The organism is Rhizobium sp. GR12 (assembly GCF_036596185.1).
GTDB classification, from domain to species: domain Bacteria; phylum Pseudomonadota; class Alphaproteobacteria; order Rhizobiales; family Rhizobiaceae; genus Agrobacterium; species Agrobacterium nepotum.
In genome coordinates, this window is record NZ_JASXTH010000009.1 from 45,038 (window position 1) to 66,519 (window position 21,482).

The window sequence follows — 21,482 nt, forward strand, 5'->3', positions numbered from 1 at the left end:
AGACATGGGACTTCTCCTTAGTGTACGTCGGTCGACATCGGGCCGTAGGCCTTGCCGAACCGTTTCTCGATACGGCGCTGGATGAGTTCCCATGCGGTCGTCATGGCCAGGTAATAAAGGGCCGCGACCATGAAGAGCTCTAGAACGAGAAACTTTTCCTGGATGAGGACCTGTGTGCGACGCAGCAGTTCCTCCATGGAAATGATGGAGGCGATCGACGTTGTCTTCAGCACCCCATTCACGGAATTGCCAAGCGGCGGAATGATGATGCGGAAGGCCTGCGGTGCAACGATGTAGCGCATTACCTGCGCCTCGGTCATGCCGATGGCGCGCGCCGCATTGACCTGGCCTTTAGGAACCGCTGCGATACCTGCCCGGACGATTTCCGACAGATAGGCGGCTTCGCAGAGCGACAGGCCGATCAGGGTGGACTGCAGAACCGTCAGCTTGATGCCGAGCTGCGGCAGTCCGGTATAGATGATGATGAGCTGCACCAGCAGCGGCGTGCCGCGAAAGATCCAGGTGTAGAAATAGGCTGGCCCGGAGAGGAACCGGTATTTCGACATGCGCATCACAGCGATGACGAAACCCAGCGCAAGGCCCGCCGTCATGGCGAAAACCGTGAGGCCGAGCGTGACCATCGCCCCCTCGAAAAGATAATAATTTGTCAGGTATTCGAAGAAGCCTTCCCAGTTCCAACCCTTCACGTCTTTCTCCAATTCATGCGGGAATGGTCGCGGCGAGAACTCTCCCGCCGCGCTGACAGTTCAGATCGAGTGGATTTCAGCCTTCCGGGCCAAGAACGGCGAGATCACCGGGCGAGATGCTCACACCATAACCGCCCATCAGCTTTTCAAGCGAACCATCGGCTCTCATCTCCTTCAGAGCAGCGGAGACGGCACTGGCGACGTCCTTGCTCCCAAATGAAAGCGAACCGGGTGTAGGGTACATGCCGGAAAGTGCGTGCGTGAACTCGCCGCGATCCTGGTACTGCTTGGCGACAGGATCGATGGAGACTGCCGCCTGAACCTGGCCTGCCCGCAGCGCCTGATAGACGGTCGCGTAATTGTCGAACAGGTTGATGGTCATCGGCGCCAGACCGCGTTTCTTGAAGTCCTCATTCAGCTCCTTGATCTTGCGCTCGGCGTAACCGCCGATATCGGTGCTGACGGCCTTGCCGGCCAGATCGTCAACCTTGGTGATGGGCTCGGATGCACCGACGGCCGTTGAAATGCTGATGGCAAGGTTTTCATAGGGGATCATGAACAGGATCTTGCGTCGCTCCGCCGTCACGAACAGGCCCGCATTGATCATGTCCCAGCGGCCGCCCTGCAGGCCCGGCACCATGGTGGCATATTCAGTGCTGATATATTCGGGCTTCAGGCAGAGGCGCTTGGCGATTTCGTAACCCAGCTCGATACGAAGGCCTTTGAGTACACCCTGTTGGTCGGCATAGGCCATGGGCGGCAATGTCGGGCTGGTCGCCATCACGAGATGGCCGGGCTTGATGAGGTGATCGTTCGATATTTTCGGCGTGCATTCCTGAGCAACGGCGGCACCGGCAAGAAGAGTGATGGCAACGCCCGCCAGAGAGGTTTTGGCGCGCACGGCTATGCATTTCCGGGAAATCGGATTCCAGTTCATATTAAGCTCCGCTCTTTATATTATTTATTATGGCATACCATCACACCAAACGGATTGCCCTGTCAATAAGCGGTTATTTGTTTTTCTAAATTATTGTAAAGCAACAATAAAATCAAAAAACGACTGCTTGCGGCCGCCAACTGGGCAACCGCAAGACAAACAATATGGAGCGCCAAAAAACCGTTAATCAGCCGTTTTTTGCGCGGTGAGAACGGCTTCGGCGATGGCACATGCGCTGGTGACATGATCGAGAGCGGCTTTATAGGCGGCGTCCCCGTCACCTTTCCGGATCGCATCGACGATCTTTTTCATCTGCGCGGGGCCTTCGGTGTCACGGCTTTTCGTCTTGATCGTCATGGAGCGAAGATGGTTGATCCGCACTGTCAGCAAATTGACAACGCCCCAGGCGACATGTCGGTCGATCTTGCTGAACAGCGTCTGGTAAAAAGACGAGGTATGCGCAAGAACACCGGGCATATCCCTGGCGGCGTAACTTTCGCGGATATGCTCGAGCGAAACCTCAAGCGCCTCGACAATGGCGGGATCGCGACGTTCGGCACAAAGGCGCGCCGCCATTCCCTCCAGCGCACCGCGGATTTCGTAGATCTGCTTGGCCTCGGCAAGATCGAGCAGCGCAACCATCGGCCCCTTGTTCGGCAAATTCGCCACCAGCCCCTCGGACTCCAGATGCCGCAGGACTTCGCGTACGATAGTGCGGGAAACGCCCAGCTGGGCGCAGAGATCGCGCTCCACCAGGCGGTCTCCCGGACGGAAGTAACCGTTCACGATGGCGTCGCGCACCTTGTCGAGCGCAAGCTCCCTCAGCGTCTTGGTCGGACGCTCAACGCGAATGGCATTTCCCTGCAAAGCACCGGTCATGGTATCACCTCGTTTGGCACATCCCGCTTCCGCTCGCCGTGCGTGAAAACAGGTTCTGGCTCTTTATATTATGGCGTACCAACTTATTTAGCTGCGCACCATGTTTATGGCAACAGCGCGCGGACAGCTTGTCGCAAGGGCGCGTCACCCCATTCGTTCTGATGCGTAGGCGCCCGGGCCTGGCGGGAAGACCACGGTACGGTTACCGTTGATGAAGGTACGGTGGTGGATATGGGCATGGATGGCGCGTGCCAACACCTGCGCCTCGACATCCCGGCCGAGCGAAACATAATCTTCGGCGCTCTGGGCATGGGTAATACGTACAATATCCTGCTCGATGATCGGACCTTCGTCGAGATCGGCGGTGACATAGTGGGCCGTCGCACCGATCAGCTTCACGCCACGCTGATAGGCCTGCTTGTAAGGGTTGGCGCCCTTGAAGGACGGCAGGAAAGAATGGTGGATGTTGATGATCTTCCCCGACATCGTCTCGCACATCCTGTCGGAAAGCACCTGCATATAACGCGCGAGCACGATCAGTTCGGTTCCGGTGCTTTCGGCAATATCCATGATCCGGGCTTCAGCCCGCGGCTTGTTTTCCTTCGTCACCGGAACGTGGTGGAAGGGAATATCATGGTTGACGACGACCTTCTGGTAGTCGAAATGATTGGAGACAACGCCGACAATATCAATCGGCAGGGCCCCGATGCGCCAGCGGTAGAGCAGATCGTTGAGGCAATGGCCGAAGCGCGAGACCATCAGCAGGACCTTCATCCGCTCGGACTGATCGTGCAGCGCCACTTCCATGCCGAATTTCTGCGAGATCGGAGTCAGTCCGGTTATCAACTCGTCGCGCTTGGCTCCCTCTTCGGAAATAAAGCCCACGCGCATGAAGAATCGGCCCGTACCGAGGTCATCGAACTGCGAACTATCGACGATGTTGCAACCTCTTTCAGCGAGAAAGCCTGAAAGGGCAGCGACGATGCCGCGGGTGGACTTGCAGGTTACGGTCAGGACGAAGTTCGTCATCCGGCACTCTCTCTGTCATCGATATTGGAAAAACCCCGCGCCGCTGACGAGCGCGGGGAAAAGCCGCGAGGGCGGCGGGGAAACCCGAACTCAAACGTCGAGCGTGGTCTGGTGCTCCCAGGCGGTGAATTGCGCGCAATAGGCGCTCCACTCGCCCTGTTTGAGCTTCAGATAGGCCTTTGAGAACTCCATGCCCAATGCCTGCTGCAATTCCTCGTCCTTCTCGTATTCGCGCAGCGCATCGAGAAGATTGAGCGGCAGTTTCGGCGCATTCGTCACGGTATGACCTTCGCGATACATGTCGATATCGTGATGCGGACCGGGATCGGCCTGCGAGCGGACACCCGAGAGGCCGGCCGCAATGATGATGGCCTGCAGCAGATAAGGGTTCACGGCGCCATCCGGCAGACGCAGTTCGAAACGCCCCGGTCCTGGCACGCGCACCATGTGAGTGCGGTTGTTCCCGGTCCAGGTCACCGTGTTCGGCGCCCAGGTCGCACCCGAGATGGTCCGCGGTGCATTGATACGCTTGTAGGAATTGACCGTCGGATTGGTGACGGCCGCAAGAGCGGAGGCATGTTTCATGATGCCGCCTAAAAACGTCTTGCCCTTTGCGGAGAGCCCGAAAGGCATTGCCTTGTCGGCAAAGGCGTTGACCTTGCCGTCCAGATCCCAGACCGAAATATGGGCATGGCAGCCGTTGCCGGTCAGCCCCTTGAAAGGCTTCGGCATGAAGGTGGCACGCAGCCCGTGCTTTTCAGCAACCGACTTCACCATGAACTTGAAGAAAGAATGCTTGTCGGCCGTCTGAAGCGCATCGTCATATTCCCAGTTCATCTCAAACTGGCCGTTCGCGTCCTCATGGTCGTTCTGATAGGGCTTCCAGCCCAATTCCAGCATGTAATCGCAAATCTCTGCGATCACATCGTAACGGCGCATGACCGCCTGCTGGTCGTAGCACGGCTTTTCCGAGGTGTCGTATTCATCGGAGATTTTCGCGCCGTCTGGCGAAATCAGGAAAAATTCCGGCTCTACGCCGGTTTTGACCCGCAGCCCTTCTCCGGCCGCTTCCGCAATGAGCTTTTTCAAGACCACGCGCGGCGCCTGTTCCACCGGCTGGTCTTCCATGACGCAATCGGCAGCAACCCAGGCTACATCCTTTTTCCACGGAAGCTGGATGACCGACGAGGCGTCGGGCATGGCGAAAAGATCCGGATGGGCCGGCGTCAGATCGAACCACGTGGCGAAACCGGCAAAACCCGCCCCGCCCTTCTGCATATCTGCAATGGCTTCTGCGGGGACCAGCTTGGCGCGCTGGCCACCGAAGAGATCGGTGTAGCTGATCATGAAATATTTGACGCCTTTTTCGGCAGCAAATTTGGAGAGGTCCAGTGTCACGTAATTCCCCTTTTTTTGGTATCAGACACTTCATCAAAAAAGACGGACACATCCTCCCAAATGCATCCGTCCGTTCTTTGTGTTTTAAAAGCTGCCCTTCCCCGGAAACCAATTTGTTCCCGCCAGCGGAACTTGCGCCATCGCGGCGGCCTCCATCGTCAGCGCAACCAGATCTTCCGGCTCCAGATTGTGGAGATGGTTCTTGCCGCAGGCGCGCGCGATGGTTTGCGCCTCCAGCGTCATGACCTTGAGATAGTTGGCAAGGCGGCGCCCTGCGGCGACTGGATCGAGACGCGCGGCAAGTTCCGGGTCTTGCGTTGTGATGCCGGCGGGGTCTTTGCCCTCATGCCAGTCATCATAAGCGCCGGCCGTGGTGCCGAGCTTTCGGTATTCGTCTTCCCAATGCGGATCATTGTCGCCAAGCGCCACCAGAGCCGCCGTTCCGATGGCGACCGCATCTGCCCCGAGCGCCAGCGCCTTGGCGACATCCGCACCCGAACGAATGCCGCCGGAGACGATCAACTGCACCTTACGGTGCATGCCGAGATCCTGCAGCGCCTGCACGGCGGGGCGAATGCAGGCAAGCGTGGGCATGCCGACATTTTCGATGAAGACATCCTGTGTCGCCGCCGTACCACCCTGCATGCCGTCCAGCACGACCACGTCAGCACCGGCTTTAACCGCCAGCGCAGTGTCGTAATAGGGGCGTGCACCGCCGACCTTGATATAGATAGGCTTTTCCCAGTCGGTGATTTCGCGCAATTCGAGAATCTTGATCTCGAGATCGTCCGGACCGGTCCAGTCTGGATGGCGGCAGGCAGAGCGCTGATCGATGCCCTTCGGCAGGTTGCGCATATTGGCGACACGATCGGAAATCTTCTGGCCGAGCAGCATACCGCCGCCACCCGGTTTTGCGCCCTGGCCGACAACGACCTCAATGGCATCCGCGCGGCGCAAATCCTTCGGGTTCATGCCGTAACGCGATGGCAGATACTGGTAGACCAGCGTCTGGCTGTGACCGCGCTCCTCATCCGTCATGCCGCCATCGCCCGTCGTGGTGGATGTGCCGGCAATGGTCGCGCCACGGCCAAGCGCCTCCTTGGCATTACCGGAAAGCGCGCCGAAGCTCATCCCGGCAATGGTGATCGGCATTTTCAATGTGATCGGCTTCCGGGCGAAGCGCGTGCCGAGTGTCACGGTCGTATCGCATTTCTCGCGGTAACCTTCGAGCGGGTAACGCGAGATAGACGCGCCGAGAAACAGCAGGTCATCAAAATGCGGGACCTTCCGTTTGGTGCCCGCACCGCGAATGTCATAGATGCCGGTGGCCGCCGCGCGGCGGATTTCCGCCAGCGTGTGGTCATCAAAGGTCGCGGATTTACGCGGCGGGGTGAAGGGGTTGTGATAGCTCATCGGAATATCCCTCGCCTCAATACGCGTCGGCGTTGTCGATGTTGAAATTGTAGAGCGTGCGGGCCGAACCGTAGCGTTTGAACTCGCTTGGGCTGACATCGGAGACGCCGGCTTTTTCAAGAAGTTCGGCAAGCTTCTTCAGATGTTCGGGCCGCATTTCCTTCTCGATGCAATCGGCACCCAGGCTTTTGACCGAGCCGCGCACGAAAAGCTTGGCTTCATAGAGGGAGTCACCCAGCGCATCCCCCGCATCGCCGCAGACAACGAGGTGGCCGGACTGGCCCATAAAAGCGGACATGTGGCCGATATTGCCCTTCACGACGATATCGATGCCCTTCATGGAAATGCCGCAACGGGAAGCGGCATTGCCCTTGATGACCAGAAGCCCGCCGCGACCGGTGGCACCTGCATATTGCGAAGCGTCACCCTCGATGACGACGGTGCCCGACATCATGTTTTCTGCAACACCTGGGCCCGCTGAGCCGTGGACGGTGACGGTGCCGCCATCATTCATGCCGGCACAATAATAACCGACCGAGCCGCGAACATCGACGATGACGGCGCTGTCGATGCCGACCGCGACGGCGTGGTGGCCGCGCGGATTGACGACTTCGAATTCGGTGTCATTTGCGCCCGAGGAAAGGCCGTGGAGCGCGCTGTTGAGCTCACGCAAAGGTGTGTGGGAGAGATCGAAAACTGGCATGGATATGACTTTCGCAATATGCGCCGATGACGGTTTCACGCGGCCTTTTCATGGTCCCAGAAATAGACGGTCGCCGGCTCCGGCTCCCAGACGCGGGCACTTTCAATGCCGGGCAGATTGACCAGCGCGCGGTATTCGGAGCCGAAAGCTACATATTGATCGGTCTCGGCCATCACCGCCGGCTTGCAGGCGATGGGATCACGCACCACGCCGAAGCCGGATTTGGTACCCACGACAAATGTGAAGAACCCGTCGAGATCATCGAGCGCACTGGCCAGCGCCTCGCCCAGATCCTTGCCCTTGGCCATCTCAGCCGTGAGATAGGCAGCGGCCACTTCCGAGTCGTTCTGGGTTTCGAAGGTCATGCCCTCGCGCACCAGTTCCCGACGCAGATTGTTGTGGTTGGAGAGAGAACCGTTGTGCACCAGGCACTGGTCGGCACCGGTGGAAAAGGGGTGTGCGCCAAGCGTCGTCACAGCCGATTCCGTTGCCATGCGAGTATGGCCGATGCCATGGCTGCCCGCCATGGAGCGCACGCCAAAACGGGCGACGACATCTTTCGGCAGGCCGGTTTCCTTGTAGATTTCAACGCTGTCGCCGGAGCCCATCACCCGTACATTGGGACGAATGGCAGCAAGGACCGAGCGAATTTCCGTGAGCTTTTCCGATGGAATATCCAAGACCGCATGGGTGCTTTTCATCACAACCGAGGCTTCAACGCCATTTTCCTTCAGCACTTCGGCGAGGCCGGAAAAATCAGCCGTGGGATCGGCCGATTGGATGGTCACTTTTGCCCGGCCATCGGCAGCGCCTCCATAGATCGCGATGCCAGCAGAATCCGGTCCACGATCCGTCATGGTCACGAGCATGTCCGAAAGCAGCTCACCCAGCTGCGATTCAAGACTTTTGTCTTTCAGGAATAGTCCAACAATGCCGCACATCGACAGGCACCTCCATTCGTTTCGAATGAAGAGCTAGCATATGGAATTCCGCTCCGTCAACTATCAGGAATATTTTTTTCTTCTAAGGCAACTTTCAATCATTGTTCTGCCGCCGTTGCGGATAGGAAATGATCGACAGATAACGCGCGGGAAGCTTCACCAGTTCTTCCGGCCCATGCGGCGCGTCGGCATCGAAAAACAGGCTGTCGCCGGTCTGCATGGTGAAAAGCTGCTCTCCGTGGCGATAAACCACCTCGCCTTCCAGCATATAGAGAAACTCCATTCCCTCGTGCTGGAAGGTCGGGAATACATCCGAATCTTTGGTCAGGGTGATGAGATAGGGCTCGACGGTGACGCCGCTGGTATTGTTGTCGATATGGCCAAGCAGGCTGTATTGATGGCCGGCGCGAGTGCCTCTGCGGTCGATGTTCACGCCTTGGCCGGCTTTGACAAAGGTTGCGCTGCGCGGCTCCTCGAAGCCGCGAAAGAAGGCTGTGATCGGCACGCCCAAAGCCTTTGAGAGCGTCTGCAGCATGGTGAGTGATGGGGAGATATTGCCGTTTTCGATTTTCGAAAGCATGCCAACGGAAACGCCGGTGGCCGATGCGAGATCGGTGACCGTGATGCCGAGTTTCTTGCGATAGGCCCGCACTTCATGTCCTATCGCCATTTCCAGATTATTGACCCTCGGCTCGCGAACGGCATGCGGGTCCTGCGACAGGAACTGCGCTTGTTCGGCCTTGGTGGTGTCCTTTGCCATGGGTCCTCCGGCATCATCGTGTTTTTTCTTCCTTACAGGAAAGCTGTGCTAACTCGGAGGAAATTTTTGCCGCACCGCATTCGGCGTGTGACCAAAACGCGCTTTGAAGCTTCCCGAAAAGTGACCAGCGCTGGAAAAGCCCGTGGCGAAGGCAACTTCCGCGATGGATAGTGGACTCTGCTCGAGCAGGCGGCGCGCGTGATCGAGGCGGATGGCACGGTAGGTTTCGAGAAACGACGTTTTGAGATGGGTCGCGAAAAGCCGGTCGAGATGCCGCGCGCTTGTTCCCGCCAGTTTCGCCATGGTTTGCCGGTCGAGCGGGCTTTCGATGGTCGTTTCCATTTTCTCCAGCACGGTCAGCAAAGCCGGGTGATTTATACCGTAGCGTTCCGCCGTGGAGCCGCGTTGCGGCGCGCCGGGTTCGCCGACGGCCGTGTGCAGATACCAGTCGCTGACACGTCTTGCGAAATGAGTTCCCATCCTTTGCGAAATCATCGCATGCATCATGTCCAGCGGCGCCACGCCGCCGGCGCAGGTGATACGGTCGCCATCAAAAACAAACCGCGCCTGCCGTGGGTTGAGATGGCCAAAGGCTTCTCTCAATACAGGCGCGTGTTCCCAATGGATGGTAAAATCGCGGTTGTCCAGCAATCCGGCCGCCGCCAGCACATACGCGCCGCTGGAAATGCCCCCTATCCTCACACCCTGCCGCGCCAACCGTCGCAACGTCCCGAAAGAGCTCTCCGCAACCGCCCAGTCCTGCGGTCCGCCGCCCGCGCAGATGAAGATCGTATGGCATCGCTCGCCCGCCTCGGCGAGTGCCTCGCAGTTGACAGTTACGCCGGAAGAGCTTCCCACGGCCTCGCCATTGAGGGACAGGGGAACGACCTCGTAGAGATCGGTTCCGGCGATCAGATTGGCGGCCCGCAGCGGTTCTGCTGCCGAGGCGTAAGACATCAGCGCGAAATTCGGAACAAGGGCAAAACCGATGCGCTGGACGTTTTTCTGCTCAATAGCAATCATGTCCCTTTTCTATATTAAAATGTCTCTTTTTTGCAATTCTTTATTGGACGGCGCAGTTAAGCTCCTGCAATATCGTTCGAGGTACGCCAGATGCGTTATTCCGCTTTTTCCATTTTCATGAACGGCCTTTTCGGCAATAAGGCATGGAAGCCTGCGTGGCGGGATGTGTCGCCGAAACCGCAATATGACATCATCATCGTTGGCGGCGGCGGGCACGGGCTGGCGACGGCCTATTACCTCGCCAAGGAATTCGGCGTCACCAATATCGCGGTGCTGGAGAAAAACTATATCGGCTCCGGCAATGTCGGCCGCAATACAACGATTATCCGCTCCAACTATCTGCTGCCGGGTAACAACCCCTTCTACGAGCTTTCGATGAAGCTGTGGGAAGGGCTGGAGCAGGATTTCAACTTCAACGCCATGGTTTCTCAGCGTGGCGTGTTGAACCTCTTCCATTCGGATGCGCAGCGTGACGCCTATACCCGGCGCGGCAACGCCATGCGGCTGCACGGTGTTGATGCCGAATTGCTGGATCGTGCCTCGGTAAAGGCAATGCTGCCATTTCTCGATTTCGACAATGCCCGTTTTCCCGTTCAGGGCGGCCTGCTGCAAAAGCGCGGCGGCACCGTCCGTCACGATGCCGTGGCCTGGGGTTATGCGCGCGGCGCCGATCAACGCGGCGTCGATATTATCCAGGGCTGTGAAGTGACCGGCATTCGCCGCGAAGGCGGCAAGGTCGTAGGCGTCGAAACCAGCAGGGGCTTCATAGGCTGCGGCAAGCTGGCGTTGGCGGCGGCCGGCAATTCTTCACAGGTTGCCGGCATGGCCGGGCTGAAACTGCCGATCGAAAGCCATGTCTTGCAGGCCTTCGTTTCGGAAGGGCTGAAGCCCTTCATCAACGGTGTCGTCACCTTCGGGGCGGGCCATTTTTACGTCTCGCAATCGGATAAGGGCGGCCTCGTCTTTGGTGGCGATATTGACGGTTACAATTCCTATGCCCAACGTGGCAATCTGGCGACAGTCGAACATGTCGCCGAAGCCGGCAAGGCGATGATACCGGCGCTTTCCCGCGTCAGGGTTCTGCGTTCCTGGGGCGGCATCATGGACATGTCGATGGATGGCTCGCCGATTATCGATAAAACGCCGATCGACAATCTCTATCTGAATGCCGGCTGGTGTTACGGCGGGTTCAAGGCAACCCCCGCCTCCGGCTTCTGCTTCGCCCATCTTCTCGCGCGCGGCACGCCGCAGGAAACAGCAGCGGCCTTCCGGCTCGACCGTTTCCGGCGCGGTTATCTCATCGATGAAAAGGGCCAGGGCGCCCAGCCCAACCTTCACTAATCCGGCGGACCAAGGACATCTGAAATGGCTAGTCTCGTGCCCTGCCCGCATTGCGGGCCAAGACCCAGGGAAGAATTCACCATCAAGGGCGCCGCCCTTCAGCGACCGACGGCAGATGCCGATGCCGCGGAATGGTTCAATTATGTCTATCTGCGCGACAATCCGCGCGGAGCCTATGAGGAATATTGGCATCACACATCCGGTTGTCGCCGCTGGCTGATCGTCACGCGCGACACGGTCACCCACGAGACATCCGAATGCCGCGACGCAGCCGGGAAAAAGGAAGTGACAAGCGCATGACGTCCAACCGTTTGAAAGCCGGCGGACTGATCGACCGCTCGCAACCGCTTTCCTTCAGCTTCGACGGCAAGCTGATGGTGGGTTTTGAGGGCGACAGCCTCGCCTCTGCCCTGCTCGCCAATGGCCAGCAACTCGTCGGCCGCAGTTTCAAATACCACCGCCCGCGCGGCATATTGACGGCGGGCGCGGCGGAGCCGAACGCCTTGATGACCATCGGCAACGGCGGCCGCACGGAGCCGAATACCCGCGCCACCATGCAGGAGCTTTATGCCGGACTGGAGGCGAAAAGCCAGAACCGCTGGCCATCCCTCAATTTCGATATCGGCGCCCTGACCGGTCTCCTCTCGCCCTTCCTCGGCGCAGGTTTTTATTACAAGACCTTCATGTGGCCCGCCGCCTTCTGGGAAAAGATCTATGAGCCTTTCATCCGCAAGGCGGCCGGCCTCGGCAAGGCAAGCTATGAGGCAGACCCGGACGCCTATGACAAATGCTGGGCGCACTGCGATCTGCTGGTGATCGGTTCGGGCGCGGCAGGCCTCGCCGCAGCCCTTGCCGCTGGACGCAGCGGGGCGCGCGTCATCATTCTCGACGAACATTCCGTCGCGGGCGGTGGGCTTTTGTCCGAGACCGCGACCATCGAAGGCAAGATCGCGGCGGATTTCGCCGCACAATGCATTGCCGAACTTGAAGCCCTGCCGAATGTGACAGTGCTGACGCGCACCACGGCCTTCGGCTGGTATGACGTCAATGTCTTTGGTGCGGTGGAACGGGTGCAGAAACACGTACCCGACCCTAAAACCCATGTGCCGGTGGAGCGCCTGTGGCGCATCGTCGCCAAGCGGGCGCTGCTTGCCACGGGCGCGGAAGAGCGACCGCTGGTCTTCGGCGGCAACGATATTCCCGGTGTGATGATGGCAAGCGCCATGCGCAGCTATCTCAACCGCTACGCAATAAGCCCCGGCAAGGCTACGGCAATCTTCACCACCAATGACAGCGGTTACGCTCTGGCCCGCGATCTGGAAGCGCAGGGCGTTAATCTGTCCACCATCATCGACAGCCGTGAACAGGGTAATCTCCGCTACAACGGCAAAGCTCGTATCATCACGGGAGCCGTCGTTTCAAATGCGAGGGGTGGCAAGGCGCTTTCCGCCATAGAGGTTTATTCGAATGGCCGCAGGGAGAGCCTTGATGTCGATGCGCTGGCAATGTCGGGCGGCTTCAGCCCCATCATCCATCTCGCCTGCCACCGTGGTGGCAGACCCGTCTGGTCGGAAAACGAGGCCGCTTTCCTTGCACCCGGCAATCTCAACGGGCTCGAACTTGCCGGCGCGGTTTCCGTTGTAAACGGCATCGCTGCCTGCCTTGAGGACGGCGCGAGAAAGGGAGCGGCACTCGCACAGAATCTCGGCTTTTCCGCGACCCCACCCGTATTCGGCGTGGTGGAAGACGATATCGTGGCCTCGCCGGCAAAGCCGCTCTGGTCAATCCCCGGCATCAAGACGAAAGCCTTTGTCGACTACCAGAACGATGTTCATCGCAAAGATCTGGGCCTCGCCGTCAGCGAAGGTTACGGTCATGTCGAACTCGCCAAGCGTTACACGACGAATGGCATGGCGACGGATCAGGGCAAGCTGTCGAACGTCAATGCCATCGGGCTTCTGGCCGAGGCGCGCGGCGTTTCACCGGCGGATGTGGGTACCACCACCTTTCGGCCCTTTTATACGCCCGTCTCTTTCGGCGCACTGACCGGGGCCTATCACGGTCATCATTTCCAGCCGGTGCGCAAATCGCCGCTGCACGGCTGGGCGGAAAAAAACGGTGCAATCTTTGTCGAAACCGGACTCTGGTACCGCTCCTCCTGGTTTCCTCGCAAAGGCGAAAGCGGCTGGCGGGAAAGTGTCGATCGCGAGGTTCTGAACGTGCGCAAGAATGCCGGGCTCTGCGACGTATCGATGCTCGGTAAGATCGAGATTTGCGGTAAGGACGCCGCCGAATTCCTTAATCGGGTCTATTGTAACGCCTTTCTCAAACTGCCGGTCGGCAAGGCTAGATACGGCCTGATGCTGCGCGAAGACGGCATGATCTATGACGATGGCACCACCAGCCGGCTGGAGAAAAACCGCTTCTTCATGACGACCACTACGGCCTATGCGGCGGGTGTCATGAACCACCTGGAATTCTGCGCGCAGGCGCTCTGGCCGGACCTCGACGTGCGCCTTGCCTCCGTCACCGACCACTGGGCGCAGATGGCGATCGCCGGTCCCAAGGCACGCACCATCCTCCAGAAGATCGTTGACGAGGATATCTCCGACGTTGCCTTTCCCTTCCTTGCGGCACGGGATGTCTCGCTCTTTGGCGGGCAACTGCATGGTCGCCTGTTCCGAATTTCTTTCTCCGGCGAACTGGCTTACGAGATCGCCGTTCCCGCCGGCTATGGCGAAAGCGTTGCAGATGCGCTGATGGAAGCAGGTAAATTCGAGAACATCATGCCCTATGGCGTCGAGGCGCTTGGCGTGCTGCGCATCGAAAAGGGCCATGTCACCCATAACGAGATCAACGGCACCGTGGTGCCCGCCGATCTCGGCTTTGGCAAAATGGTCTCCACCACGAAAGCGGATTTCATCGGCCAGCGAATGTTGGAACGCGAAGGGCTTTCCGCGGGCGACCGGCCAGGCCTCGTCGGTGTAATGCCGCTTGATCCCAACCAGTCCTTCCGCACCGGCTCGCACATTCTTTCAGGGGACGATGTGGCGACGCTAGAGAACGATCAGGGCTATGTGACCTCAAGCGCGTTTTCTCCGCATCTTGGCGCAACCATCGGTCTCGCACTCGTAAAGAACGGCGCACGCAGACACGGCGAGGAAGTCATTGTCTGGAACGGCCTGCGCAACGAATTCACCGCCGCCCGCCTTTGCCACCCGGTTTTCTTCGACTCTGAGAATGAGAAGCTCCATGTCTGATTTCAAATCCGATTTCCGGCCGGCACTGCGCCCGGTGCTTGGCGCGAAAGGGGCGATTTCCTCCGCCTCTGTCAAACTCTCACCCATGCCGGAGGGCGCGATCATCCATGTTCTCGCTGCGCCAGACGCCTCGAATATCGAGACCCGTCTCCGCAGCCTCGCAAAAGGCGATGTGCGCGCCGTCTCTCCCGGTCAATGGTTCATCGTTGGCGAACCCTTGTCTCACGCGGAGATGAAGGCACTTTTTGCCACCCTTGAGCCGCAGGCAACGAGTGTCGACCAGAGTCAGGGGCGCGTGCGCATCCGCATCGAGGGTAAGATGGCCGAGCGGATGCTTGCGAAGGGCACGGCGGTCGATCTTTCCCTCGCCGCTTTTCCGGTGGGACGTTCCGCCACGACGCTGCTCGGCCACATCGCCGCCCACCTCACCCGCCTTGACGCACAGATCTTCGAAGTCATCGTGCTGCGCGGTTTTGCGGAGAGTCTGTGGGACGACCTTGTCCGCATGAGCCTCGAGTTCAATTGAGGCACGTTGTTTTTATGGATACTCGAACGTGACGACAATCATTGATGGAAAATCAATCGCCGCTTCGGTAATCGATACGGTCAAACAGGCAAGTGCGGCACTGGAAGAACGCGGCGGCGTCAGGCACGCCAAGCCGACGTCGACCCCTATCGGACCATCCGACAACTGAATGTCTACAAATGCGAATTGCCGCGGCGTCTTTTCTATCAGCAAGAGAGCTTGCTTGCTACCCGCAGCGCGCCCCACAATCTCATGTCCGGCTGGCCACCTAATAGCCGCCCGTAAGAAAGATTGTCTCACCCGTCATGAAGCTACATGCCTGGGACGCGAGGAACACTGCTGCTCCCACCATTTCTTCCGGCCTCCCCGCACGCCCCATCCAGTTCAGTGTCCTTACATATTCTTCCCAGCCCTCCGGGTCCTCGTCGCGGCGGTGCGCGTTGCGGTCCGTATCGACAAGGCCGGGCGCAAGTGTGTTGAGCAAGACGTTATCTCGAGCATAGTCTCGCGCCTGGCTTTGAATCAGATTATGCTGCGCAGCCTTGGTTGCCGCGTAAGCGGTAACGACGCTTTTTGGCCTCAGCTGATTGACCGAGCCTATGGAAACAACCCTGCCCCATTTACGCGCCGCCATTTTTGGCAGTGCCGATTGCAGCATATCAATGGTCGAACCCAGATTGACTGCAAACTGAAACGCCAGATCGTTTGGCGTCAATGCAGAAAGCGTGGCATTGATCTGAGCGCTTGCGTTGATGACGAGAATATCGACCGGTGCGATCGCCTCTGCGCGCTCGATGAGAGCCCGGCCAGCACCGGCTTCGGAGAGATCGCCCGCCAGCTCGTCAGCTGTAGCGCCGCTCGCGACGATCCGCTGCTGCACAGACACTGTCGCACCCGGCTTCGCGCCATGCAGGATGATATGCGCACCTGCACCCGCCAGGCCCTCGGCGATCGCCGCCCCTATGCCTCGGCTTGAGCCGGTGACCAACGCTGTACGGCCCTTCAGGCCGAAGATGTTTTCGAGACGCATCCTTTATCCTTCAAACGATGAGATGCGCGCACCGGCAATTCCCGGGCGGCAGGAAAACAGTCCTCCGGACAGCGGCGCGTCGGCGAGCGTGGACGCCGGAAGGCGCGTGCGGGCGCTGGTGATGAACAGCGTCGACAGGTCCGGCCCGCCAAAGGCAATGCTGGAAGGGCGCGGCACCGGCATCTCGATCACCTGATCCAGCTTGCCGTTCGGAAGATAACGGCGCACGCACCAACCATCCCAGATCGCGCACCAGACCCCACCCTCCGCATCCACGGCAAGTCCATCCGGCCGACCATCGGCCACGGGAATGCGGGCAAATTCGCGGCGCTGCGACAGGGCACCCGTTGCTGGATCGCAATCATAGGCGTGGATGAGGCCGGGCACCGTATCGACGAAATAGAAGGTCCTGCCATCGGGGCTCCAACCGAGGCCGTTGGAAACGACGATACCACCTTCCTTGCGTTCGAATGTGCCATTGGCGTTGATGCGATAAAGCGCACCCGTTGGCTTGGAGGCATCTATACGCATCGAGCCGACCCAGATCGCGCCATCCGGCCCGCATTTGGCATCGTTCAGGCGATTGTCGGAGATGCCCGCCTCCGGGCTGACGAAGGGTGTCAGCCGGCCAGATGCGAAATCCAGCCACTCAACGCCATCCTGAGACGCGACCAGCAATCGCCCGCCCGTTACCGGAATGACGGCGCTGACCAGTTTGCCGGTCTCGCAGCTTTCATTGCGGCCGGTGGCGGGATCAAAACGGTGGACGGCCGGATGCAGAATATCCACCCAGTAGAGGGCGTTTTCGCCTTCGTGCCAGACGGGGCTCTCCCCAAGCTGCGCGCCCCACGGAAGGACGCAGCTGAGTTCGGCGCTGGGACGGCCCGTCGCCGAACGCGGACGTGGTCGCGAGCTTATGGCGACAGCGCCTGCTGCGCCGGTGATGCGGCGGGCGGCGGCAATCAGTTCACGCCCGGTGGGGTGGATGTTGGACGCATCAAGTCGCGACGACGGCCCGAGCGCAACGAGCACGCCCATGGGCGTATTGTCACGGCCCATGACTGGGGCGGCAACGGAATTCACCCCGGGCAGATGCTCCTCATAGGAAATGGAATAACCCCGCGCCCGCGTCAGCGTCAGATCGGCCTGCAATGCATCGAGAGCGGTGATGGTCTTGGGTGTCTGCGAATCGAGCGTCAGGCGATCCAGCAGAGAACGGCCAACGGCGGGGTCCTGAAAGGCAAGTAGCGCCTTGCCCGGTGCTGTGCAATGCAGGGGAACGCGGCGCCCCACCTCCACACGCACGGAAAGGCCGTTAGGCGAGCGCTCGGCAAGATATTGCGTCATGGTACCATCAAGCCGGCACAGCGCAACCGTCTCCCCCAATTCGGCCGCCAGCCGCTCGAGTTCCGGCGTCGCCGCCGAGACGAGATCGAAACTCTCCCAGACCTTGTGGGACATTTCCAGAAAGCGCTGACCCAGAACATAGGTGCCACGGGCCTCATCCTGACGGACGAGGCCATAAGCGATGAGGGTTCGCAGGATGCGCGCAAAGGTCGGCTTGGGCAGGCCGGAAGCGCGCAACAGCTCGGCAAAACGCGGCGGTTCCGGCGCATCGGCGACCATGTCGAGCAGGGTCAGCCCCTTGGCCAGGGCCGCCGTGCCGCCCGGCGTCTCGGGTTTCATCGCTTCTGCTCCTTCTCGAGGCGCTGCCGCCTTGCGGCGGCCGCCTCTTCCAGCATCCGGTCCATCGTCCATTCTGCTTCAAACCCTAAACTGTTTCTGATCCGCTCGTTGGACGTATGGTAATAAACGCCGTCGCCAGGAAAATCGACTGTCACTATGGGCAGGCCGGTCAGTGCCGCAATCTTCGGCAGAAGCTCGGCGAAATCGGCCGGTTCATCGGCGCCGAGATTGAAGATGCCGCCCGCCGCTCCGGGGTGATCGAGAGCGAGCAGAATGCCCGACACCATGTCGCGCGTTTCCGTTATATGCATGCGGAACGAACGGCCGTTTTCATTGCGCGCCAGTATGTGCGACGGCTCACCGATATCGCGGGACTGGAGCAATTCGGCGATAGCAGTATTTCCGAAACTCTTCTGCTGGCGAATACGTGGCTGCAGGAAAAACCGGGGGCCAGAAAAAAAACTGTCCTCGTCCAACAGCTCCGCCGCATCCTGCGTATGCGAAAAGCGCAAGATCACCGTTTCCATGGTGCCGCTTCGCTGGTAGAAGCGCACCAGCTCTTCGCCCAGAAGCTTCGTCAGACCGTAAGGCGAATTGGGGCAAAGCGGATGATCCTCGGTGACCGGCAGGAATTCCGGCCGGTTTTCCGGATAGACCTCACCCGACGAGGCAAAGACGAACCGCCGCACACCGGCCGCTGAAGCCGCATCCAGAAGCCGGCGCGTGCCCTCGACATTGACAGCAAACATGCGGTCGCGATCCGCTGGCGCCCATGACATGAAGGCCCCCAGATGCAGGACGGAGCTCACCCCCTCCATGGCGTAGAACAGTGCCTGCGCATCCTCCAGCGACCCGACGACCTCCTCGCCGCCGGTTCCCGATGGCCGCAGATCAAAGCCGCGGACGGTGCGGCCCTGTGTGCGCAAAGCGGTGACAACGGCACGGCCGACACGGCCTGCCGATCCGGTGACGAGGATCATAGCCGTGCCCCGGTCTTTGCATCGAAGAGATAAAGCTGGGCCGGATCGAAACCGAGCCGGACCGCCTCCTCGGCGGGAAGGTTGCCGGTATGCGAGACGCGCGCGATCAGCCCCTTGGACTTGCCCTCCTCGCCATCCGCGACCCTTGCGCCTTCCGCATCGAAATAGACATATTTTTCCGATCCCAGACTTTCCACCAGCGTCGGGCGGACACCGAAGGCCACCGGCGCATCGCCCAGAACGAGATGTTCCGGCCGCAGACCGACGACCACGCTTCCCTGAAGGCCGACCGCGCCCGGCAGGGAAATCTGTTGCCCAAACAGGGTCACGGCGCCGTCACGCAGTTCAGCGTTGAGGAAATTCATGCCCGGCGAACCGATGAAACCGGCAACGAAAAGATTGGCCGGATTATTGAAAAGTTCGTCAGGTGCTGCGATCTGCTGGATAATACCACCTTGCATGATGACGACACGGTCCGCCATCGTCATCGCCTCGACCTGATCATGGGTAACATAAACGGTGGTAACACCGATGCGCTTATGCAAAGCGCCGATTTCCGCACGCATGTGTACGCGCAGCTTGGCGTCGAGGTTCGACAGTGGCTCATCCATGAGAAAGGCCTGCGGTTGGCGCACGATGGCGCGGCCAAGCGCGACGCGCTGCCGCTGGCCACCCGAAAGGTCCCTCGGTTTGCGATCGAGATAGGGTGTCACCTCCAGAATACGTGCCGCATCATCGACGCGGCGATCGATTTCGGCCTTGTCCGTACCGCGCATCTTCAGGCCGAAGCCGATATTCTGGCGAACGGTCAGGTGCGGATAAAGCGCATAGTTCTGGAACACCATGGCTATGTCGCGGTCGCCTGGTGCCAGATCCGTCACTTCGTGGTCACCAATGAAAATCTGCCCTTCGCTTGCCGGTTCGAGACCGGCAAGGATCTTCAGCATCGTCGACTTGCCGCAGCCGGAAGGCCCGACCAGCACCACGAACTCGCCATTCTCGATTTCCAGCGAAAACGGCCTGAGCACGTTAAGCGCACCATAGGACTTGCTGACATTGCGAATGGAAATATTGGCCATGCTTATTTCTCCGCGCCAGCGGTGAGGCCGCCGACCAAATAACGTTCCAGGAACAGGTAGATTGCGATGATCGGCAGCGCGATGAACACAGATGCAGCAGAAATGTCGTTCCAGTAGGTGACATATTCGCCCTGCATCGTGGTGATGCCGAGATTGGCCGTCCAGTTGTCCGGCGAGTTAACGAGGAAGGTGCGCGCATAGGCGTAGTCTGCCCAGCTGAGTACAAAGGCATAGAGTGCGGTGGCAGCAAGGCCCGGCGTGGCGATGGGAAGTACGACGCGCACCATGGCGCCGATCGGCGAGCAGCCATCCACCATCGCCGCCTGCTCCAGTTCCTTCGGAATGGTGTCGAAATAGCCTTTCAGCATCCATGTGGCGAAAGGAATGATCATCGTCGAATGTGCCAGAACCAGCGTCCACAGGCTGCCGATCAGGCCGAAGCTGGAAAAGATCGAAAACAGCGGAATGACGAGCAGCGTAGCCGGCAGCATCTTCGCCGTCAGTATGAAAAGACCCATGGTCGCGCCGCCCCTCATGGAATAACGCGACAGCGCATAACCGGCACTGACCGAGACCAGCATCGACAGCGCTACCGAACCGATGGCCGCCAGCATCGAGTTCCAAAGCCATAGCAGGATTGGTTTTGCGGCCCAGACCCGGGCGAAAATGTCCCATTGCGGATCGTCCGGCCAGAAGGTCGGCGGCAGACGGTAGAGCTCATCCGTGGTGGAAAGCGCAGTGACCACGAGCCAATATACCGGGAACAGGATCATCACCAGCGTGAAGATCACGGTCGCGTAAAGGGCAAGGCTCTGTGCAAATGTCCGTTTCATCAAAGCTTCCTCAATAGATGGATTTCGCACGCCGACCGAGCATCAGCAGGCTGGCGACGATGCAGATCACCAGCGTCAGCACGCCGACGGCGGCGGCACGGCCGAAATTGTGATACTGGAAGGCCTGATCATAGGTCATAATCGACAGCGTCTGGGTCGACCGCAGCGGCCCACCGCCCGTCAGAACCTTGATGATGGAAAAGTCGCGGAACACCCACAGCAGCGTCAGCACCAACGTCACGCCCAGCACCGGCATCAAAAGCGGCATGGTGATCCAGCGGAAACGCTGCCACACACTCGCGCCATCCACCTTGGCGGCGGCATAATAATCGGCGGGAATGGACTGCAGACCGGCCAGACACATGATCGACACGAAAGGAAAGCCCTTCCACACCATGGTGATGGCAACGGCCCAGAAGGCGGCCGTGGAACTGCTGACCCAAGGGATCATCTGGTCGGTAAAACCAAGCTTGATCGCCAGCCAGCCAAACAGGCCGAAGGACGTATCGAACATCCATGCAAAGATGACGACGGCGATGATTTCCGGCACCGCCCAAGGGAGCGCCATTCCCAGCCGCGCGACGGTGCGGCCTTTAAAACGGTTATTGGCAAGAAGCGCCGTGCTGAGACCAACGGCGACGCTGCCGGCAGTGACGACGATGACCAGCTTCAGCGTGACCCAGCACGCCAGCCAGAATTCCGGCGACGAGAACAGCCAGGTGTAATTGCCGAGCGAAAACGGCCGGCTGGTGCCGCCGAGCCGCGGGATCTTGACCTGCTGGAACGACAGGTCAATGGCGAGCACGAGCGGCCAGACGATGATGGCGGCAACCATCAGGACTGCAGGCGCGATCAGAATATAGCCGAGAAGATGTTGTCGGCTGGGACGGGCAAGATCAAAGAACTTGCGACGCCCAGCCCGAACGGGTTCGGTCATGGATAGTCCTCCTGCCGGAT

The 21,482-nt window shown here is 59.6% G+C and carries 20 protein-coding genes and 1 pseudogene; 5 read left to right on the top strand and 16 right to left on the bottom strand.

All coding sequences use genetic code 11. From position 1 onward, the window contains the following. Nucleotides 1-17 precede the first annotated feature (17 nt). From QSK43_RS16550 to QSK43_RS16595, 10 genes are all read right to left on the bottom strand, one after another. Nucleotides 18-707 carry an amino acid ABC transporter permease gene (locus QSK43_RS16550; RefSeq protein ID WP_332304353.1) on the bottom strand — a complete coding sequence of 230 codons (690 nt, stop codon included), beginning with the start codon at nt 705-707 and terminating at the stop codon, nt 18-20. Nucleotides 708-783: 76 nt separating this feature from the next. Then, nucleotides 784-1,644 (bottom strand): transporter substrate-binding domain-containing protein, encoded by an 861-nt coding sequence (locus QSK43_RS16555; RefSeq protein WP_332304354.1) that lies wholly within the window; start codon nt 1,642-1,644, stop codon nt 784-786. Between the two features lie 183 nt (nt 1,645-1,827). After that, the gene (locus tag QSK43_RS16560; RefSeq protein WP_332304355.1) at nt 1,828-2,523 is read right to left on the bottom strand and encodes a GntR family transcriptional regulator; all 696 of its coding nucleotides are present in this window, start codon (nt 2,521-2,523) and stop codon (nt 1,828-1,830) included. Nucleotides 2,524-2,667: 144 nt separating this feature from the next. Further along, entirely contained in the window at nt 2,668-3,552 is an 885-nt protein-coding gene (gene purU, locus QSK43_RS16565; protein ID WP_332304356.1) for a formyltetrahydrofolate deformylase, read from the bottom strand. 90 nt (nt 3,553-3,642) lie between these two features. Further along, nucleotides 3,643-4,950, bottom strand: coding sequence for a type III glutamate--ammonia ligase (gene glnT, locus QSK43_RS16570; RefSeq protein ID WP_332304357.1), 1,308 nt, complete (start codon nt 4,948-4,950; stop codon nt 3,643-3,645). A gap of 84 nt (nt 4,951-5,034) precedes the next feature. Next, nucleotides 5,035-6,363, bottom strand: coding sequence for an FMN-binding glutamate synthase family protein (locus QSK43_RS16575; protein WP_332304358.1), 1,329 nt, complete (start codon nt 6,361-6,363; stop codon nt 5,035-5,037). A gap of 16 nt (nt 6,364-6,379) precedes the next feature. Continuing rightward, a complete protein-coding gene (locus QSK43_RS16580) occupies nt 6,380-7,066 on the bottom strand; it encodes a GXGXG domain-containing protein (RefSeq protein ID WP_332304359.1) in 687 nt (228 codons plus the stop codon). Nucleotides 7,067-7,101: 35 nt separating this feature from the next. Next, complete coding sequence (locus QSK43_RS16585) at nt 7,102-8,007, bottom strand: class II glutamine amidotransferase (protein ID WP_332304360.1); 906 nt, start codon at nt 8,005-8,007, stop codon at nt 7,102-7,104. A gap of 94 nt (nt 8,008-8,101) precedes the next feature. Then, nucleotides 8,102-8,767: a helix-turn-helix domain-containing protein gene (locus QSK43_RS16590; RefSeq protein WP_332304361.1), complete on the bottom strand. Its 666-nt coding sequence runs from the start codon at nt 8,765-8,767 to the stop codon at nt 8,102-8,104. 48 nt (nt 8,768-8,815) lie between these two features. Continuing rightward, complete coding sequence (locus QSK43_RS16595; RefSeq protein WP_332304362.1) at nt 8,816-9,790, bottom strand: GlxA family transcriptional regulator; 975 nt, start codon at nt 9,788-9,790, stop codon at nt 8,816-8,818. Nucleotides 9,791-9,880: 90 nt separating this feature from the next. Between QSK43_RS16595 and QSK43_RS16600 the strand changes: the two genes are divergently transcribed. The 5 genes and pseudogenes from QSK43_RS16600 to QSK43_RS16620 form a co-directional block, all read left to right on the top strand. Further along, nucleotides 9,881-11,131 (top strand): sarcosine oxidase subunit beta family protein, encoded by a 1,251-nt coding sequence (locus QSK43_RS16600; RefSeq protein ID WP_332304363.1) that lies wholly within the window; start codon nt 9,881-9,883, stop codon nt 11,129-11,131. A gap of 24 nt (nt 11,132-11,155) precedes the next feature. Continuing rightward, nucleotides 11,156-11,431 carry a sarcosine oxidase subunit delta gene (locus QSK43_RS16605; protein WP_332304364.1) on the top strand — a complete coding sequence of 92 codons (276 nt, stop codon included), beginning with the start codon at nt 11,156-11,158 and terminating at the stop codon, nt 11,429-11,431. Then, nucleotides 11,428-14,391: a sarcosine oxidase subunit alpha gene (locus QSK43_RS16610; RefSeq protein ID WP_332304365.1), complete on the top strand. Its 2,964-nt coding sequence runs from the start codon at nt 11,428-11,430 to the stop codon at nt 14,389-14,391. The genes QSK43_RS16605 and QSK43_RS16610 overlap by 4 nt, the downstream gene beginning before the upstream one ends. Continuing rightward, entirely contained in the window at nt 14,372-14,917 is a 546-nt protein-coding gene (soxG, locus tag QSK43_RS16615) for a sarcosine oxidase subunit gamma family protein (RefSeq protein WP_442967846.1), read from the top strand. Before QSK43_RS16610 ends, soxG begins: the two co-directional genes overlap by 20 nt. 28 nt (nt 14,918-14,945) lie before the next feature. After that, nucleotides 14,946-15,038 (top strand): annotated as a pseudogene (locus QSK43_RS16620) (bifunctional methylenetetrahydrofolate dehydrogenase/methenyltetrahydrofolate cyclohydrolase); the annotation flags it as partial. Between the two features lie 147 nt (nt 15,039-15,185). On the opposite strand, the gene QSK43_RS16625 reads toward QSK43_RS16620, so the two are convergent. The 6 genes from QSK43_RS16625 to QSK43_RS16650 are packed head-to-tail and all read right to left on the bottom strand — an operon-like array spanning nt 15,186 to nt 21,462. After that, nucleotides 15,186-15,947, bottom strand: a complete 762-nt coding sequence (locus tag QSK43_RS16625; RefSeq protein WP_332304367.1) for an SDR family NAD(P)-dependent oxidoreductase — start codon at nt 15,945-15,947, stop codon at nt 15,186-15,188. Between the two features lie 3 nt (nt 15,948-15,950). Then, nucleotides 15,951-17,705 (bottom strand): SMP-30/gluconolactonase/LRE family protein, encoded by a 1,755-nt coding sequence (locus QSK43_RS16630; RefSeq protein ID WP_332304368.1) that lies wholly within the window; start codon nt 17,703-17,705, stop codon nt 15,951-15,953. Continuing rightward, nucleotides 17,630-18,613, bottom strand: coding sequence for an NAD-dependent epimerase/dehydratase family protein (locus QSK43_RS16635; RefSeq protein WP_332304369.1), 984 nt, complete (start codon nt 18,611-18,613; stop codon nt 17,630-17,632). Before QSK43_RS16635 ends, QSK43_RS16630 begins: the two co-directional genes overlap by 76 nt. Then, nucleotides 18,610-19,692, bottom strand: a complete 1,083-nt coding sequence (locus QSK43_RS16640) for an ABC transporter ATP-binding protein (RefSeq protein ID WP_332304370.1) — start codon at nt 19,690-19,692, stop codon at nt 18,610-18,612. Before QSK43_RS16640 ends, QSK43_RS16635 begins: the two co-directional genes overlap by 4 nt. A 2-nt stretch (nt 19,693-19,694) precedes the next feature. Then, nucleotides 19,695-20,525 carry a carbohydrate ABC transporter permease gene (locus QSK43_RS16645; protein WP_332304371.1) on the bottom strand — a complete coding sequence of 277 codons (831 nt, stop codon included), beginning with the start codon at nt 20,523-20,525 and terminating at the stop codon, nt 19,695-19,697. 10 nt (nt 20,526-20,535) lie between these two features. Further along, on the bottom strand, nt 20,536-21,462 hold the full coding sequence (locus tag QSK43_RS16650) for a carbohydrate ABC transporter permease (RefSeq protein ID WP_332304372.1): 927 nt from the start codon (nt 21,460-21,462) through the stop codon (nt 20,536-20,538). Between the last annotated feature and the right edge of the window lie 20 nt (nt 21,463-21,482).

Coding starts and splice junctions, on each gene's coding strand:
- QSK43_RS16555 (WP_332304354.1), bottom strand. CDS start 1,644: ATGAACTGGAATCCGATTTCCCGGAAATGCATAGCCGTGCGCGCCAAA.
- QSK43_RS16560 (WP_332304355.1), bottom strand. CDS start 2,523: ATGACCGGTGCTTTGCAGGGAAATGCCATTCGCGTTGAGCGTCCGACC.
- purU (WP_332304356.1), bottom strand. CDS start 3,552: ATGACGAACTTCGTCCTGACCGTAACCTGCAAGTCCACCCGCGGCATC.
- QSK43_RS16575 (WP_332304358.1), bottom strand. CDS start 6,363: ATGAGCTATCACAACCCCTTCACCCCGCCGCGTAAATCCGCGACCTTT.
- QSK43_RS16580 (WP_332304359.1), bottom strand. CDS start 7,066: ATGCCAGTTTTCGATCTCTCCCACACACCTTTGCGTGAGCTCAACAGC.
- QSK43_RS16585 (WP_332304360.1), bottom strand. CDS start 8,007: ATGTGCGGCATTGTTGGACTATTCCTGAAAGACAAAAGTCTTGAATCG.
- QSK43_RS16590 (WP_332304361.1), bottom strand. CDS start 8,767: ATGGCAAAGGACACCACCAAGGCCGAACAAGCGCAGTTCCTGTCGCAG.
- QSK43_RS16595 (WP_332304362.1), bottom strand. CDS start 9,790: ATGATTGCTATTGAGCAGAAAAACGTCCAGCGCATCGGTTTTGCCCTT.
- QSK43_RS16600 (WP_332304363.1), top strand. CDS start 9,881: ATGCGTTATTCCGCTTTTTCCATTTTCATGAACGGCCTTTTCGGCAAT.
- QSK43_RS16605 (WP_332304364.1), top strand. CDS start 11,156: ATGGCTAGTCTCGTGCCCTGCCCGCATTGCGGGCCAAGACCCAGGGAA.
- QSK43_RS16610 (WP_332304365.1), top strand. CDS start 11,428: ATGACGTCCAACCGTTTGAAAGCCGGCGGACTGATCGACCGCTCGCAA.
- soxG (WP_442967846.1), top strand. CDS start 14,372: ATGAGAAGCTCCATGTCTGATTTCAAATCCGATTTCCGGCCGGCACTG.
- QSK43_RS16625 (WP_332304367.1), bottom strand. CDS start 15,947: ATGCGTCTCGAAAACATCTTCGGCCTGAAGGGCCGTACAGCGTTGGTC.
- QSK43_RS16630 (WP_332304368.1), bottom strand. CDS start 17,705: ATGGACGATGGACCGGATGCTGGAAGAGGCGGCCGCCGCAAGGCGGCA.
- QSK43_RS16635 (WP_332304369.1), bottom strand. CDS start 18,613: ATGATCCTCGTCACCGGATCGGCAGGCCGTGTCGGCCGTGCCGTTGTC.
- QSK43_RS16640 (WP_332304370.1), bottom strand. CDS start 19,692: ATGGCCAATATTTCCATTCGCAATGTCAGCAAGTCCTATGGTGCGCTT.
- QSK43_RS16645 (WP_332304371.1), bottom strand. CDS start 20,525: ATGAAACGGACATTTGCACAGAGCCTTGCCCTTTACGCGACCGTGATC.
- QSK43_RS16650 (WP_332304372.1), bottom strand. CDS start 21,462: ATGACCGAACCCGTTCGGGCTGGGCGTCGCAAGTTCTTTGATCTTGCC.